At 62.8% G+C, this 13,708-nt stretch carries 13 protein-coding genes; 5 read left to right on the plus strand and 8 right to left on the minus strand.

Annotation, left to right across the window (positions count from 1 at the left end):
* The first annotated feature begins 147 nt into the window (after window positions 1-147).
* Window positions 148-1,026, plus strand: coding sequence for a carbohydrate kinase family protein (locus tag C443_RS07705; protein WP_005535317.1), 879 nt, complete (start codon window positions 148-150; stop codon window positions 1,024-1,026).
* On the opposite strand, the gene C443_RS07710 is transcribed toward C443_RS07705, so the two are convergent.
* Both C443_RS07710 and C443_RS07715 read right to left on the minus strand, forming a co-directional pair.
* On the minus strand, window positions 1,023-2,039 hold the full coding sequence (locus C443_RS07710; protein ID WP_005535318.1) for a phosphotransferase family protein: 1,017 nt from the start codon (window positions 2,037-2,039) through the stop codon (window positions 1,023-1,025). The genes C443_RS07705 and C443_RS07710 overlap by 4 nt on opposite strands.
* A 96-nt stretch (window positions 2,040-2,135) precedes the next feature.
* Window positions 2,136-3,323 (minus strand): sensor histidine kinase, encoded by a 1,188-nt coding sequence (locus tag C443_RS07715; RefSeq protein WP_005535319.1) that lies wholly within the window; start codon window positions 3,321-3,323, stop codon window positions 2,136-2,138.
* A 123-nt stretch (window positions 3,324-3,446) separates the two neighbouring features.
* On the opposite strand from C443_RS07715, the gene C443_RS07720 reads away from it, so the two are divergent.
* Entirely contained in the window at window positions 3,447-4,604 is a 1,158-nt protein-coding gene (locus C443_RS07720; RefSeq protein ID WP_005535321.1) for a dihydropteroate synthase, read from the plus strand.
* Window positions 4,605-4,737: 133 nt separating this feature from the next.
* Here the strand turns inward: C443_RS07720 and C443_RS07725 are convergent, their stop codons facing one another.
* Together C443_RS07725 and C443_RS07730 are read right to left on the minus strand one after the other, a co-directional pair.
* Window positions 4,738-5,391 (minus strand): potassium channel family protein, encoded by a 654-nt coding sequence (locus tag C443_RS07725; RefSeq protein ID WP_005535322.1) that lies wholly within the window; start codon window positions 5,389-5,391, stop codon window positions 4,738-4,740.
* A 3-nt stretch (window positions 5,392-5,394) separates the two neighbouring features.
* Window positions 5,395-6,849 (minus strand): APC family permease, encoded by a 1,455-nt coding sequence (locus C443_RS07730; protein WP_005535323.1) that lies wholly within the window; start codon window positions 6,847-6,849, stop codon window positions 5,395-5,397.
* Window positions 6,850-7,061: 212 nt separating this feature from the next.
* Between C443_RS07730 and C443_RS07735 the strand changes: the two genes are divergently transcribed.
* Entirely contained in the window at window positions 7,062-7,715 is a 654-nt protein-coding gene (locus C443_RS07735; RefSeq protein WP_005535324.1) for a potassium channel family protein, read from the plus strand.
* Window positions 7,716-7,961: 246 nt separating this feature from the next.
* On the opposite strand, the gene C443_RS07740 is transcribed toward C443_RS07735, so the two are convergent.
* Window positions 7,962-8,642: a haloacid dehalogenase type II gene (locus C443_RS07740; protein WP_005535325.1), complete on the minus strand. Its 681-nt coding sequence runs from the start codon at window positions 8,640-8,642 to the stop codon at window positions 7,962-7,964.
* A 108-nt stretch (window positions 8,643-8,750) separates the two neighbouring features.
* Window positions 8,751-9,083 (minus strand): DMT family transporter, encoded by a 333-nt coding sequence (locus tag C443_RS07745; protein WP_049943972.1) that lies wholly within the window; start codon window positions 9,081-9,083, stop codon window positions 8,751-8,753.
* A 247-nt stretch (window positions 9,084-9,330) separates the two neighbouring features.
* On the opposite strand from C443_RS07745, the gene C443_RS07750 reads away from it, so the two are divergent.
* Window positions 9,331-10,329 (plus strand): TIGR04024 family LLM class F420-dependent oxidoreductase, encoded by a 999-nt coding sequence (locus tag C443_RS07750; RefSeq protein WP_005535327.1) that lies wholly within the window; start codon window positions 9,331-9,333, stop codon window positions 10,327-10,329.
* 15 nt (window positions 10,330-10,344) lie between these two features.
* On the opposite strand, the gene C443_RS07755 is transcribed toward C443_RS07750, so the two are convergent.
* On the minus strand, window positions 10,345-11,037 hold the full coding sequence (locus tag C443_RS07755; protein ID WP_005535329.1) for a 6-hydroxymethylpterin diphosphokinase MptE-like protein: 693 nt from the start codon (window positions 11,035-11,037) through the stop codon (window positions 10,345-10,347).
* A 329-nt stretch (window positions 11,038-11,366) separates the two neighbouring features.
* Here C443_RS07755 and C443_RS07760 point away from each other — a divergent pair, with 329 nt between their 5' ends.
* Window positions 11,367-12,827, plus strand: coding sequence for an alpha,alpha-trehalose-phosphate synthase (UDP-forming) (locus tag C443_RS07760; RefSeq protein WP_005535331.1), 1,461 nt, complete (start codon window positions 11,367-11,369; stop codon window positions 12,825-12,827).
* Window positions 12,828-12,843: 16 nt separating this feature from the next.
* On the opposite strand, the gene C443_RS07765 is transcribed toward C443_RS07760, so the two are convergent.
* On the minus strand, window positions 12,844-13,686 hold the full coding sequence (locus C443_RS07765) for a DUF7537 family lipoprotein (RefSeq protein WP_005535332.1): 843 nt from the start codon (window positions 13,684-13,686) through the stop codon (window positions 12,844-12,846).
* Between the last annotated feature and the right edge of the window lie 22 nt (window positions 13,687-13,708).

Raw genomic sequence — 13,708 nt, forward strand, 5'->3', positions numbered from 1 at the left:
AGTAATTGTCTGCCAGTCCAACAACTCATCGGGAGGATGCTATCGGGGACCGTTGCCATGTGCAGCGGTCCGTCCCGGTCCATGTTAAATATGCTGCATAGACCGCAGTGGGAAACTGCTATCACAGCGCCCCTCCCAGCGGTGGATATGCGCGTCATCTGTGCCGGTCACGTCAACTGGGACGTGACGCTCCACGTCGACCACCTCCCGGAGCCCGACGGTGAGGGGCGTATCACCGACCGGTCACAGTCTAGCGGGGGGAGTGCATCGAACGCGGCCGTCGCACTGGCCGGGCTTGATGCGGATCCGCTAGTCCTCGGTAGCGTCGGCCGGGACGACCACGGCACCATGGCTCAGCGCGAACTGACGGCGGCCGGCGTCGAGACGCTACTGGTCGAGTCGGACAAACCGACAGCGGTGAAATATCTCATCGTGGACGAGAGCGGCGACGTCGCGGTGCTCGGAAACGACGGGGCCAACGAGGCGTTCTGCGCGTCGGATCTCCCGGTCGAGACCCTAGCCGAGGCGGACCACCTCCATCTGACCGGGCAAGACCCCGCGACAGCTGCGACGCTCGCACGCGATGCCGCGACCGCGGATGTCCCAGTGAGCTTCGACCCCGGCCGCCGGCTCCCATACCGCGATTACTCGGCGGTGCTCTCACACGCAGATATCCTGTTTTGCAACGACCGGGAAGCCGACCACGCCGAGGACAGCGGCCTTTTCCACAGAGTGCCGACAGTCGTCGTTAAACACGGAGACTGCGGCGCGACGGCACATATCGACGACCGGACTGTCACGAACGCCGGGTATCCCATAGAATCTGTCGACACTGCAGGCGCGGGCGACGCGTTCGCTGCCGGGTATCTGCTCGCCAGCGCACAGGGGACCGATACGGAGCGCGCACTCGCAGTCGCCAACGCCTGTGGCGCACTCGCGGCACAGTCACCCGGCGCACAGACGACGCTCGACTGGGAGTCAGTGTGGGAGCTTGTCGACAGCGAACAATCGCCCGAAACGGCCTAATCCGCCTGTATCTCCTCGACGAGCCGCTCGAACTGCTGGCGGTATTGGGCTTCGGCACGAGCAGCGGCGAGGCCGGACTCATCGGTGAAGGCGGCCTCAAAGCCGGCCATCCGCCACAGGAGCGTCGAGAGCTGATAGAGTGGCCGTCGCTGCTCGTACCCCTCGTCGAACTCCATCGGGCGCATCTCCTGATAGCCCTCTCGGAACACTGTTCGGAGTGAGTCACGCAGTTCCGGATCTTGAAACGACGAGTCGATGAAGAGGAACTCGGTCTGTGCGAGGTTGTACTCCGGCAACGCCGCGAGCACGTCCTGCCAGTCGAGGACAGCCGTGATCGGCGCGTCCGCTGTCTGCTCGAACATGAGGTTCGCCGGCCTGAAATCGTCGTGTACCAGCCGGGGAACGCCGTCCTCGGGTACCATCTCCAGGGCCGGTTCGATACAGTCCCGTGCCCGGTCGATCATGTCCTCGAAAGGCGTCCCGTCGAGGTGAGAGAGGTGGGATTTGGTGAGGCTCTCGAAGTACTCCCGCCAGTTGCCCATCCAGTCACTCACGATGATCCGGTCGTCGTGGAGCGTGAGTCGACCGAACGCCTCGAACCCGATCTCGGAATGCATGTCGCCGAGTATCCGACCGGACTGGGCTAGCACCCGCCGTCGGTCCTCGGTCGAAAGCCCGGCGAACTCTTCAGCCAGATTCTCGCCGTGGATGCGTTCGGTGACAAAATACGGCGACACGTCGGCGTCAGGGTCGTCTTCGTAGACGAGGATACGTGGAACAGGGATGTCGGTCCGGGCGGCGACGAAGTCGTGGAGACAGGGTTCGACGGCGAACGGGACATCGCCCTGTGGCTTGAACTTCACGACCACCTCGTACGCCTCGCCGTTGTGGCGCAGCGTCACCATGTAGACATCGCTCTGGTGGCCCCCACCCGGAGTCTCGAACTGGAAGCCCTCGTAATCCGGGCCTGACTCTTTCAGCACGGCTTCAATGTCCTGTTCCGGAGTCTGCACTGACGTACCATATAGTGGGCGAGCAAATAAATCTGTCAATCCCACCACGGACAGCACTGACACCCGGTTCGGACGCTGTCAGTCGCCGTCTCCGCGCTACCAGGAGTGAAACGGTGAGACCGGTTTTGTCCCGTCGGTCACTTCGAATCGTGCGCCGCCGGCCCTGCTTTCGGTCACCGAGATGTCCCAGCCGTGGGCGTCAGTGATCTGGGCAACGATAGACAGGCCGAGGCCGTTGTTACTGCCTGAGAAGGCGTCGACCGAGAGAACGTCGTTCAGTTTGTCGGACGGGATACCCGGTCCGTCGTCGGCGACGTAGAAGCCGGTCACGCGGCCCTCGGCTCGCTCGTCCTCACTGTCTATCTCGGCTGTCCCGTCGTCGACGAGCGGACCGACCCAGACGGTCACGTCGTCGCCCGCGTGGTCCGCTGCGTTCCGAAAGAGGTTCTCGAACACCTGTTTGAGGCGGTTCTGGTCACCGAACACCGGGGCGGACCCTTCGATCTGCAACGTCGCGTCGTCCGTTCTGGCCATCTCCCATGTCTGTTCGACAATGGTCTCGAGCGAAATGGCGGTTCGGTCTTCGACCGCATATCCCTTCTTTGCGAGGGTCAGCAGGTCGTCGATGAGCGCTTCCATGCGAGCCACACCTTCCTCCGCATCTTCGAGATGGGACAGGTCGCCGGTCTCTCGCACGAGTTCGAGCCGCCCCTCGACAACGTGAAGTGGGTTTCTGAGATCGTGTGAAACGACGCCGATGAACTGTTCCATCCGGTCGCGCTGGATGCGGAGGTCGTGCTCGCGCTCGGCTTTCTGCAGTGCCGCCTGTACGTGCGTCGCATACATCCGGGCGAGCCGAACCGTTTCGCCGTCAAACGTAACCGGAGTAAGCGAGCCGATGTTGATAACGCCGTACTCGGCAAGCGGCAGGATGATCTCGCTGCTGACAGGCGAGTTCTCGTTGTACTGGCGCTGTTCGTCGTCGAGTTCGGAGTACGTCCGAACTTCGTCCCGCTCGAACGCCTCCCACGAGAGACTGTTGCCGGGTCTGTAGGTAACCGGCCAGTCGAATACCTCGTCCGCCCGCTCCGTCGACGCCGCCAACTGCAGTTCCGAAGCGTCGCTGTCATACAGCCACAGCGCTCCGAGTGGCACGTCGAACACAGACGAAATCCCCGACATTGCGATCTCGCATATCTCACGTTCGGACCCCGCAGCCATCAACTGTTGTGTGACAGTCTCGAACGAATCGAGATCGAATGAGACCGTTAACTCCCCACCCATCCCGTACAAATCATGCAACGCTGTATATAAAACTCTGTGTTTCTGTGTCAGTGATACGTTGCATGGCGTCACCGACCCGCCGATGTCGCGGGACCTTTGTATCCACAGTCCCCAGAGAGCGGTATGCGAACGGTCGAAATCGACGGCCTCCCGGTGGGTGATGGCCACCCGACACGCGTCATGAGCGTGCTGAATATGAGTTCAAACTCCGGGTACAAGCCGAGCGTGTATCTGGACCCCGCGGAAGCCGCCGAGGCTATCGAGGAGAACCTCGTCCCGGCCGGTGCGGACATCATCGACGTCGGCCTGCAGTCGGCCAACCCCAAGTACGAGTCCAAGCCAGTCGAGATGGAGAAAGACCGGCTCGAAGAGGTCGGCCCGCTCGTCGACGAACTCGACGCCGATGTCCCGCTGTCACTCGAAACTCGCTACGCCGAAGTGGCCGAAGAAGCCATCGGCTACGGTTTCGACCTCATCAACGACGTGTGTGGCTTCGCCGACCCGGACATGAAAGGCGTCGTCGAGGACCACGACATGCCGGTCGTCAAGATGGCCAGTCCGCCGGACCTGGCCAGCCCTGGTGCACTGAAAACTATCGACGACATCTTCGAGGCGCTCCAGCGAGACGGGTTCACGGACAGGACCATCATCGACCCGGCCTTCGGCGGCTGGTACGACGGCAAGGAGTTTGAGGACAACTGGGAGATGTTCCGCCGCCTCCGGGAGTTCCGTGCCTTCGATCGGCCGATGCTCACCGCGACCAACCGCGAGGACTTCCTCGGTGATCTGGCCGATCAGCCCGAAACGGAGAACCAGCTCGCCGTGTCACTGGCCGCGGCGACGATGGAAGTCGAACGCGGCGCACACATTATCCGAACACACGATACTCGTGAAACCCACGATGTAGTCAAAGTAGCCGACGCGCTCGGCGATGAGCGGACGACACGACCGGAGACCGACTCCGGCCCCACCGTGGCGGAACTGACTGACGTAACGTTACGGGAAGTGGCTCGCCATCAGGCCCTCGGCGAGACGGTCGCCGGCGGGACCGACGACGGCGCGACGCTCACGTTCCTGCTCGGCGGCGTGACCGACGACGCTCGGGCAAGCCTCCGGACCGTCGCCGAGGTGACTGACGTAGTGATGGTCGAGAAAGACGGTGGCAGTCTCTACGTCGGCGGCTCCGGGGCTGCGCTGAAGGTCGTCACCGACAGCCTCGCCGAGGACGGGCACCGGGAGCTTGCCGGCGAACTCCGAGCGTCGCTGTCCCGGCGCGTGTAGGTGCCGCGGCTGGTCGTACTACAGCGACGGATTTTCACGCCTCCCTGTGTCGCGTCCCGACCGCCGATGGCTGTTCGTAAGACCAAGCGAATCACGCGGAAAGGTCTGCGAGAGCAGGGCTGATCACAAGTCACTAGCCGCGAAGCAGATTCAGTACTTCGTCGACGACATCAGGTTCAACGGCGATAACGTAGCGTCTCCCTGGTGTCAGGGTTGTGTCTGCACGGGCGATCTGCTCACCGTTATCGTCGGACACAACGAGGGTTCCCTCGGGAAAGCGGACGTCTGTGAGTGCTTTTCCGGCGGCCGGGGCACCCTCAGCGACGCGGACGAGCATGATGTCGAGGGTCCCCGTCACGTCGGCAAGCGTCTGGACATCGCTCCCCAGGATTTCGTTTGCTGCCACCCTCGCACCGGCCCGTTCGGGAAAGACCACCGCGTCGACAAACCGGGTGTACGTCTCACCGGCTGTGCGGTCGATACGCGCGACCGTTCGGATCTCGGGTGTTAGCTCCGCAGCAGCTAAACAGACCGCAAGGTTCAGTCCGGCTTCACCCGTAAGCGCGGCAATTGCGTCCGCTCGCTCGATGCCTGCCTGTTCGATGATGTCCGGGTCCGTCGCGTCACCCTGGATAACCGTCGCTACCCACTGATCTGCGATGTCTGAAACCATCCGCTCGTCGCGTTCGATAATCGTTACATCATGACCGCGGTCGGCGAGTATCTCGGCTGTCTGGAAACCGACGCGGCCACCGCCTGCGATGATAATGTCGAGTGTTCTGGTCATGAGTTAGTCTTCAGCCTCGGGTGTTATTTCGCTGACGGCAGTCGCTTGCTCGCGGTCCGATTGCTGTTTTATCCGTTTGAGGGCGAAGTACACGACCGCGCCGAGCAAGATCCATGCGACGCTGAGTGCCAGCGCCAGTGGATCCGTCCGGAGCAGGAACTCTATCAGCACCCCCGTCAGAATCAGATTGAGTGCGATACCGATTATCGGCGGTGCCGGGTAGAACGGCATCTCGTACGGCCGATTCATATTCGGTCGTTCCCGGCGGAGCCTGATGACCGCGACGTTGACGATGATAAACGAGAGCAGGAAGAACAGGCTCGACATATTACCGGCGCTCTGTGTCGGCAGTGCAACTGAGCCAAGCATCACGACGGCGCTGGTGAGGATGGCAACGAACGGCGTCCCGTAGCGGTGATGTATCTGGCCAATCGATGGGAGTAACTGCCCCTCACGCCCCATCGAGAACGCGACGCGTGACGACGCGATGACGACGGCGTTGAGGGCAGTGAGCGTCGAGAACACAGCGCCAAAGACGATGAGTGCTCCACCATTCTGGATAATCGGTAACCCGGTCGGCATGAACGACGTCGCTGCCGTGGCGATGCCGGCTTCGCCAGCGTCGGCGAGCCCCTCGGCCCCGAGCGTCCCGATAGCGACCGTCACAACTGCCAGATAGACGACGACAGTCACAGCGAGGCTGATGAAAATCGCTTTCGGGATGTTTTCCCGCGGGTTCTGTACTTCCTCCGTGACAGTGGTAATGAGGTCGTACCCTTCGAAGGCGATGAAGGTGAGCCCCATCGCCGGCAACACGGCAGCTGCCCCACCTCCCTCCGGAAACAGCGGCTGGAATTCGGCCCCGGAAAACATCGGTGACGCGAGCCCGAACGCGACGAACACAACCAGAATGGAGACTTTGATGATTGTGAAAATCGTCTCGACACTACCGCTGGCAGCCGTCGAGACGGCGTTGAGCGCTACAAGACCCAGCACCGCAACGAACGCCAGTAAAAAGGCCGGTGGAAGTCCTGTCTCAATGACTGGAACTGCAACGGCGCCGATCTCGTCCGGTGACGGGACCACACCGTAGACGTGCAACAGTTCGAGGAAGTTCGGCGCAAAGCCCAGCGCGTACAGCGCCCCCGCAATCATGTAGGCGAACCAGAGCATCCAACCCATGATGAACGAGGCGAAGTCGTCGAATATCTCCCGCACGAACGCGTAGCCACCGCCGCTCTTCGGAATCGAGGCGGCAAGCTCCGCGTAGGACAGTCCCGTGAACGCCGTCACGACGCCGTTCAGTGCGAAGACGAGGATCGCAGCTGGCCCAGCGATTTCGGCGGCCAGCCCTGTCAGTACGAAAATTCCGGCCCCGATCATCGCCCCCATTCCGATCATCGTCGCGTCGAGTAGCCCGAGTTCAGCCTCGGGCGACCGCGTCTGGCTCTTACTCATGCATCCTGTTTGTAACTGGCACGCCGTCCATCGTACGCTGTATGTACTCCGTTCGGTCCATTTGAGTACCGGGGTGAATTCTTCTATTGTAAGAACTGTGAGGGGATTTGATAAATGCTTCTGCCGACCGACCTCTCAGTATGGTCGTCCATGTTCTCAGCCGACTGGAACTGTCGGGGCATTGAAGATGGCACGTTCTCAACAGTACGCTAATGGCCCGGACAAAGCGATTCATCATCGCCGGCGGCGGACGCGTCGGGAAACAGACCGCCGAGAACCTCGTCGATCAGGGTCACGACGTACTGCTGATCGAGTCCGACGAGGAGCGCGTCGAGGTGCTGTCAGATGCGTATATCGGGCCAGTCATCCACGGGGACGCCACGCGACCGTCGATTCTGCAACAGGCCGATCTGGCCGAGGCCGACGCTATCGCCGCACTCACTGACGAACCGGGCACGAACCTCGCCATCTGCATGGAGGCCCAACAGTACGCGCCCTCGATTCGAACCATCGCAAGAGCGGAGACGGAGGCGGATCACGAGTACGACGAAGTCGTCGATGCGACGCTGCTGCCCGAGTATCTCGGTGGGGACCACGCAGCCGATATACTGACCGGTGAAGATATCCGGACGCTCGTCTATCCGACCGCAGACCTCGATATCATCAAGGTGACCGTCGCCCCGTCCGCTCCCGTGGCGGGGCGTCGTCTCGATGAAATTGCGCTTCCGTCCGGCAGTCTGCTGATCTCGACGGCGGACCGAACGGAACTCGCAGGAGCTGATACGGTTCTGGAGCCTGACGAGCAGTATATTCTCGCCGTCGAAACCGATGTCGTCGACGAAGTGTTGGATCTCATGCGCGGGTAGCAAGTCGAATTGTCAGGCTGATTGGACGAGAGCCTGCTTCGTCGGCTCGTCTCCAAATCTCCCATGTTTACATTATCGACGACGTGGAGTGTTCGGTCCTACTGGCGGAGAAACGCCCCGACCGTGGCCTGCTTGAGCGACTGCTCTGAGTAGCTGGCACATCTTCTTTGAGACGCCTTCGACGCCGTTTTCTACCTCTCTCAGCGAACCCACCGAACCAGAACCACGAGATGTCTGTTTCCCTCCTCACAGCAGTCCGTCGTGAAGGTCGTGGAACGACTCGATTGTGAGGTCTGGCTCGCCGGCGAAAGCGTCCCACGGACCGTCGTCGCGGTTGACCCAGACACCCTGCATCCCGGCGTGCATCGCCCCGTACACGTCGAAATAGCCCGCAGTGACGTGGGCGATTTCCTCGATATCGGTCGCCGTTCGCTCCGCTGCGTGCCGGTATAGCTCCGCTGCCGGCTTGAACGTCTGGATCTCGTCGGCACTGACGGTGTCTTCGAGCAAGCCGCCGATACCGGCGAAATCAACCATTGAATCGAGCATCTCGGGGTTACCGTTCGAGACGACATAGAGGTCGTAGCCGGCGTCGTAGAGTTTGTTCATGCCGTCACGAACGTCGTCAAACACGTCGAGTTCGTGGTAGACTGCAAGAATCTCGTCGCGCTCTTCCGTCGTGATATCGACGCCGTGGACGTCCAGCGCGTACTGGAGGGCGTCGCGGTTCATCTCGTAGAACGGCTTGTAGGCATCGATCTGGTTGGCGAGGAAGGTGTACGCCAGCGAGCGGGAGCGCCAGAGCCGGGACACCGGCCGGGGGTCGTCCACCCGGTCGGCGAGGGCTTTCTGGGCTGCCTCGACATCGACGATGGTACTGTACGAGTCGAACGTAATCGTCGTGACGCGGTCCGGGTCGAACGGCATAGGCATTCGTAGAACCGGGTGCCTCATATAGCCGGTCGCCGAGTCGAGCGTCCAACCGTCCGGTACGGGCGCACTCACAGCATCACGTTTGACGTGACTGTTCCCTGCTCAATGCGCGGACATCCCGGACAGGACGTTGACACAGTACACGCCGATGATGATAAGCAAGATGCCGACGACACCGGGGAGGTCGATAGGCTCGTCGAACACGACAATCCCGATCGCAGCCACACCGACGATTCCCAGCGCGGCCCAAGTCCCGTAGACGACGCCAATAGGGAGGTCCTCGAGCGTCAACGACACCAGATAGAAGGCCAGGCCGTAGCCGACGACGACGCCGAGACTGGGAACGGGGCGTGAGAACCCTTCCGAGAGTTTCAGCGACGTTGTCCCGAGCAGTTCGGACACGATAGCGGCTCCGAGGAGGGCATATGGATTCACGGGTTCACTCGTCGAGAATTGTGGACAGATAATATACATTTCGGCTGTTGTCGCGTTGCCAGTACCCCCTTCTGAGACAGTACCGGGCCGGTACCATCCTGTGAATAAACCGCGGACAACGGGAGACACTCCCCCTCTCATGTGGCTTTATCTCCCGTGCGGCCGCACTGCGAGCCATGTCTCAGGCACATACGTTCCAGTCGACAGGAGCAGGGCCGGTCGTTGCTCGTCGCGTGGAGGGTGACAGATGACAGCGCGCGACGTGTATCTCCCGGTCGCGGCACAGCCGTCGGTTGACACGCTGGTCGAGATGAGCCAGCAGGCCGAGGACAGTGGCTACGACCGAGTCTGGCTCCCGGAGACGTGGGGACGAGACGCGGTGACAACGCTGACTAGCATCGCCGAGCACACGTCGACGGTCGGTCTCGGCTCCTCGATTCTGAACGTGTACTCGCGGTCGCCGGCGCTGCTCGGCCAGACCGCGGCGACGCTACAGGAAGTCTCGGACGGCCGCTTCCGCGCCGGTGTTGGACCATCCGGGCCAATCGTCATCGAGGGCTGGCACGGCCGTGAGTTCGAGAACCCGCTCAAATACACACGGGAGACCGTCGACATCATGAAACTGGTGCTCTCCGGCGAGACCGTCGACTACGACGGTGACATCTTTTCGCTGTCCGGGTTCCGACTGCGCTGTGAACCGCCCGAACCCGCGCCGCCCGTGGACGCTGGCGGTCTCGGGCCGAAATCAGTCGAACTCGCCGGTCGCTTCGCCGACGGCTGGCACGCGCTGATGCTGACGGCCGACGGCCTCCGGGACCGACTAGAAGACTTCGAGCACGGTGCAGACCTCGGTGACCGCGACCGGGCCGACCAGCGGGTGACGCTGTCGCTGACGTGCTGTGCGATGGACGACCGGGAACAGGCCCGCAAACTGGCCCGTCAGCACGTCGCGTTCTACATCGGCGGGATGGGGACGTTCTACCGCGACGCGCTGGCCCGCCAGGGGTACGAGGACACCGCTTACGAGATCGCCGAGCAGTGGGGGTCGGGCGACAAAGCGGCCGCCGTCGACGCGATCGGCGACGAACTACTGGATAGCATTGCCGTTGCCGGTACGCCCGAGGAATGTCGCGACCATATCGCACAGTTCGAGGATATCGATGGCGTGGACGCGATCAACATCTCGTTCCCCCGCGCTGCCGAACCGGACACTATCGACACGACCATCGATGTGTTAGCGCCCTGAGTCGGGGAGTCGTTTTCAGTCAGTCGCCACTGGCTCGATGTCGTCGCGTCGGCCGTCGAGCACATCGAAGCGCTCGCCGCGGCGCTGTTCCAGCCAGTGGAGCAGGCGTTCGGCCCAGCGGAGTTTGCGGCGCTTTTCCACAGTTACGGACGGGTCGTCGAAGTCCCAGCCGGGGAACACCAGCGAGCCAGCGTCGAAGTGGTCCGCGAGGAACGCGGCGCGGTCGCCGTCGGTGAAGCCGCCGTAGTTGTGGACCGGTGGGGCGGGGGCCGCCTGTGTCGTCGGCACGACGAACTCGCTGTCGTAGGTCGGGACGTATGCCTCCAGCGCCGGGATGTTGTCGCCGTGAGCGTGGGCGACGACCGGTGTCCCAGCAGCTGTCAGTTCCCGCCCAGTGTCGGCGTTCTTGTCCAGATCCGTGACCATACAGTCGACGGCCACACCTTCCGTCTGGAGGCGGTCGGCGGCCGTGGAGGCCGCGAGGACCACATCGGCGTCGGCTGCCCGGTCGGCCTCGGATTCGAGCGACGGGCCGGCCCCGGCGACGGCGACCGTTGCACCGTCGAGTCCAAGACTCGCCGGGTCGTACGTCCCGTCGTCACCGAGCAATTCGACAAAGCGGTCACGGGCGCGTTCATCGCCGTCACGGGGGTAGCCGAAGTCGTCGAGGATGGCCTCGTACACTGGTTCCCAGGTGTGAAATTCCATCTGTTGTCAGGCACCACGGAGTGGACGTGCTTCTGTCTTGTTTCCTCGTCCAGTCACACCACACTACGCTGGCACTGGCCCGGAGCGTGGCTGTCGCTACCGGATTCGTGTTCAGATAAACCGAGTTGAGCCGAAATGGCACGTCCGTGTACCCCTACCCGGGTGCCCTTTCGGCTTTCACCCGTTTCTTTCGAGGCCTCCGGTATAAGTTTTCTCTTACCGTCAGACATAGATGACAGGACTCCCAGGCGGCGGTGGCCGGTTACACGCTGTAGCTACGCCGGCGTCCCACGACAGTCTCAAGATGGGGCAGTCCTTACGGGCGGCAAATGGGCCGGGGAGTGTCAGTAACCGCGCAAGACGGTGCCGTTCCGGACTCGCTGGTGGTTGTCTCGAACCGCGAACCGTATAGCCACGAGCGGGACGACGACGGCGAGATACGGGTCCAGTCCGCGGCGGGTGGGCTGACGAGCGCACTCGACCCGGTGATGCAGTCACGGGGTGGCACCTGGGTCGCCTGGGGCAGCGGCGACGCTGACATGGCCGTCGCCGACGAGGGCATCGTCGAAGTACCGCCGTCGGACCCTACGTACGACCTGAAACGCGTCCCGCTCTCCGACGCGGCGGTACAGGGCTACTACTACGGCTACGCTAACCAGGTGCTCTGGCCGCTCTGCCACGAGGATACAGGTCGGATGTGGGCCGAACCCGCTTACTGGGAGCAGTACCGCGCCGTCAACGAGCAGTTCGCCGAGGCCGTCGATACGGTCGCCGACGCGGGCCAGCCGGTCTGGTTTCAGGACTATCATCTCGCGCTCACGCCCAGACTGCTCCGGGAGCGGCGGAGAGATGCGACACTGTTGCAGTTCTGGCACATCCCCTGGCCTGCGCCGTCGGTGTTTCGGCACTGTCCCCACAGCGACGCGCTCCTCGATGGGCTGCTGGCCTGCGACGTCATCGGCTTTCATACGGCAGCGTACGCCGAGCAGTTCCTGCATTGCGTCGACAGCGCGTTTTCAGCGGCGACCATCGACACGGACAGCGGGACAGTCATCCGCGGCGGTGACAGGACACGAGTCGTCGCGAACCCGCTAGGTATCGATGTCGGGGGTGTTCGGGATCGAGCACGGGCCGCTGACGTGGCCAGTATCCGGGAGACCGTGCTGGGCGGCAGTCGCTCGGACGTGTCCATCCGCCTGGCGCTCGGCGTCGAGCGACTCGACTACTCGAAGGGTATCCCCGAGCGGATCGAGGCGCTGGGGCACCTCTGGGACCGGCGGCCGGACCTCCGAGGCGAATTTACGTACGTGCAGAAGGCGAGCCGAACGCGAGAGGGTATCGCCGCCTACCGACGGTACCGTGCGGACGTCCTCGATGCCGTCGAACGCGTCAACGACCGCTTCGGGACCGACGACTGGCAACCCATCGTCTACACAGAGGCTAACCTCGACAACGAGACGCTCGCCGGGCTGTACCGGGCTGCAGAGGTCGCGGTCGTGACGCCCCATCGCGACGGGATGAACCTCGTCGCCCACGAGTACCCGGCAGCCTGTGTCGACGGCGACGGTTCGCTCGTGCTGAGTGAACTGGCCGGCGCGGCGACCCATCTCGACGGCGCGCTAACGGTCAATCCACACGACATCAACGCGATTGCTGATGCCATCGAGCGGGCGCTGGAACTGGACGAAGCGGAAACACGTGATCGACTGTCGCGTCTTCAGCACGGCGTCGAGGCGCTCGACAGTTCACAGTGGGTCGCCAGGCAGTTCAGCGCCGGGCAGTCGCTGTAGTTTTTGCCGCCGTTCGTCAGTTCTCTGCTTCTGACAGCCAGTCCGGTTCCGTGACGGTTGTGTCATCGACCTGCGAAACGGAGAGCGACAGCGTCACCGTCACCGGCTGGCCGTCCCGTTCGGTCGTCACCCGGTACTGGAACGACCGGACGACGCCGTCCTCGTCAACGAGAACCGTTGCACTGGCTGAATCCGTCGTCTCGTTGGCCGAGACGTTCGTCGCGACGGCGTCGTCGGCCGTGAAGCCGGTAACGTTGCTCCCGGTCGCTTCGAACCGCGAGACGCTGTCACCGTCGACTGTCTCCGTCCCGGCGTAGGTCCAGTTGATGTCCGATCCGAGCGACTGGAGCAACGAGCGGTCGATGACGCTGCTCTCGTTGACCGGTTGGACCGGGCCGTCGTACGGCGGTGACGCGGAGCGGTAGTCCGTCATCTCCTCGTCACCACGGACGAGGACTCGACGCTCGGCGGTGGTCTCGTCGGCCGTATAGGTCGTCGTCACCAGCGTGTCGCCGCTGGCCTGGACTAGTTCGCCCGTCGACAGCGATCGGTCGCTGTCGCGGTCGATAGCAACGGTCCGATTGATGAATACCGACCGGTTCTCGCCGTCCCGGGCCGTCGAAAGCTGGAACGACAGCGACGTGGTGAACGACGAGTTCGACAGCGTCTCGAAGTGCCCGCGTTCGATGGCCGCCGCGTCGAACCCAGACGATCCGGGTGCAGGGCCGTTGGCGTCGGCCGAGGTCGGTGTATCAGGTGTGCCCGTACCCGTTCCAGAGCCGAACAGCCCGCTACAGCCAGCGGATGCTGTCAGTAGCATCACGAGTGCGAGCGAGAGGTGATGGCGTTCGAGTGACATACCGGAGCCACTGTATCAGCGG

Origin of the sequence: Haloarcula argentinensis DSM 12282 (assembly GCA_000336895.1) — an archaeon.
Classification (GTDB): Archaea; Halobacteriota; Halobacteria; order Halobacteriales; family Haloarculaceae; genus Haloarcula; species Haloarcula argentinensis.

Excerpts from the sequence above, each read along its gene's own strand:
- C443_RS07720 (WP_005535321.1), top strand. The coding sequence starts at position 3,447 with ATGCGAACGGTCGAAATCGACGGCCTCCCGGTGGGTGATGGCCACCCG.
- C443_RS07750 (WP_005535327.1), top strand. The coding sequence starts at position 9,331 with ATGACAGCGCGCGACGTGTATCTCCCGGTCGCGGCACAGCCGTCGGTT.
- C443_RS07765 (WP_005535332.1), bottom strand. The coding sequence starts at position 13,686 with ATGTCACTCGAACGCCATCACCTCTCGCTCGCACTCGTGATGCTACTG.
- C443_RS07755 (WP_005535329.1), bottom strand. The coding sequence starts at position 11,037 with ATGGAATTTCACACCTGGGAACCAGTGTACGAGGCCATCCTCGACGAC.
- C443_RS07730 (WP_005535323.1), bottom strand. The coding sequence starts at position 6,849 with ATGAGTAAGAGCCAGACGCGGTCGCCCGAGGCTGAACTCGGGCTACTC.
- C443_RS07740 (WP_005535325.1), bottom strand. The coding sequence starts at position 8,642 with ATGCCGTTCGACCCGGACCGCGTCACGACGATTACGTTCGACTCGTAC.
- C443_RS07760 (WP_005535331.1), top strand. The coding sequence starts at position 11,367 with ATGGGCCGGGGAGTGTCAGTAACCGCGCAAGACGGTGCCGTTCCGGAC.
- C443_RS07725 (WP_005535322.1), bottom strand. The coding sequence starts at position 5,391 with ATGACCAGAACACTCGACATTATCATCGCAGGCGGTGGCCGCGTCGGT.
- C443_RS07715 (WP_005535319.1), bottom strand. The coding sequence starts at position 3,323 with ATGGGTGGGGAGTTAACGGTCTCATTCGATCTCGATTCGTTCGAGACT.
- C443_RS07735 (WP_005535324.1), top strand. The coding sequence starts at position 7,062 with ATGGCCCGGACAAAGCGATTCATCATCGCCGGCGGCGGACGCGTCGGG.
- C443_RS07705 (WP_005535317.1), top strand. The coding sequence starts at position 148 with ATGCGCGTCATCTGTGCCGGTCACGTCAACTGGGACGTGACGCTCCAC.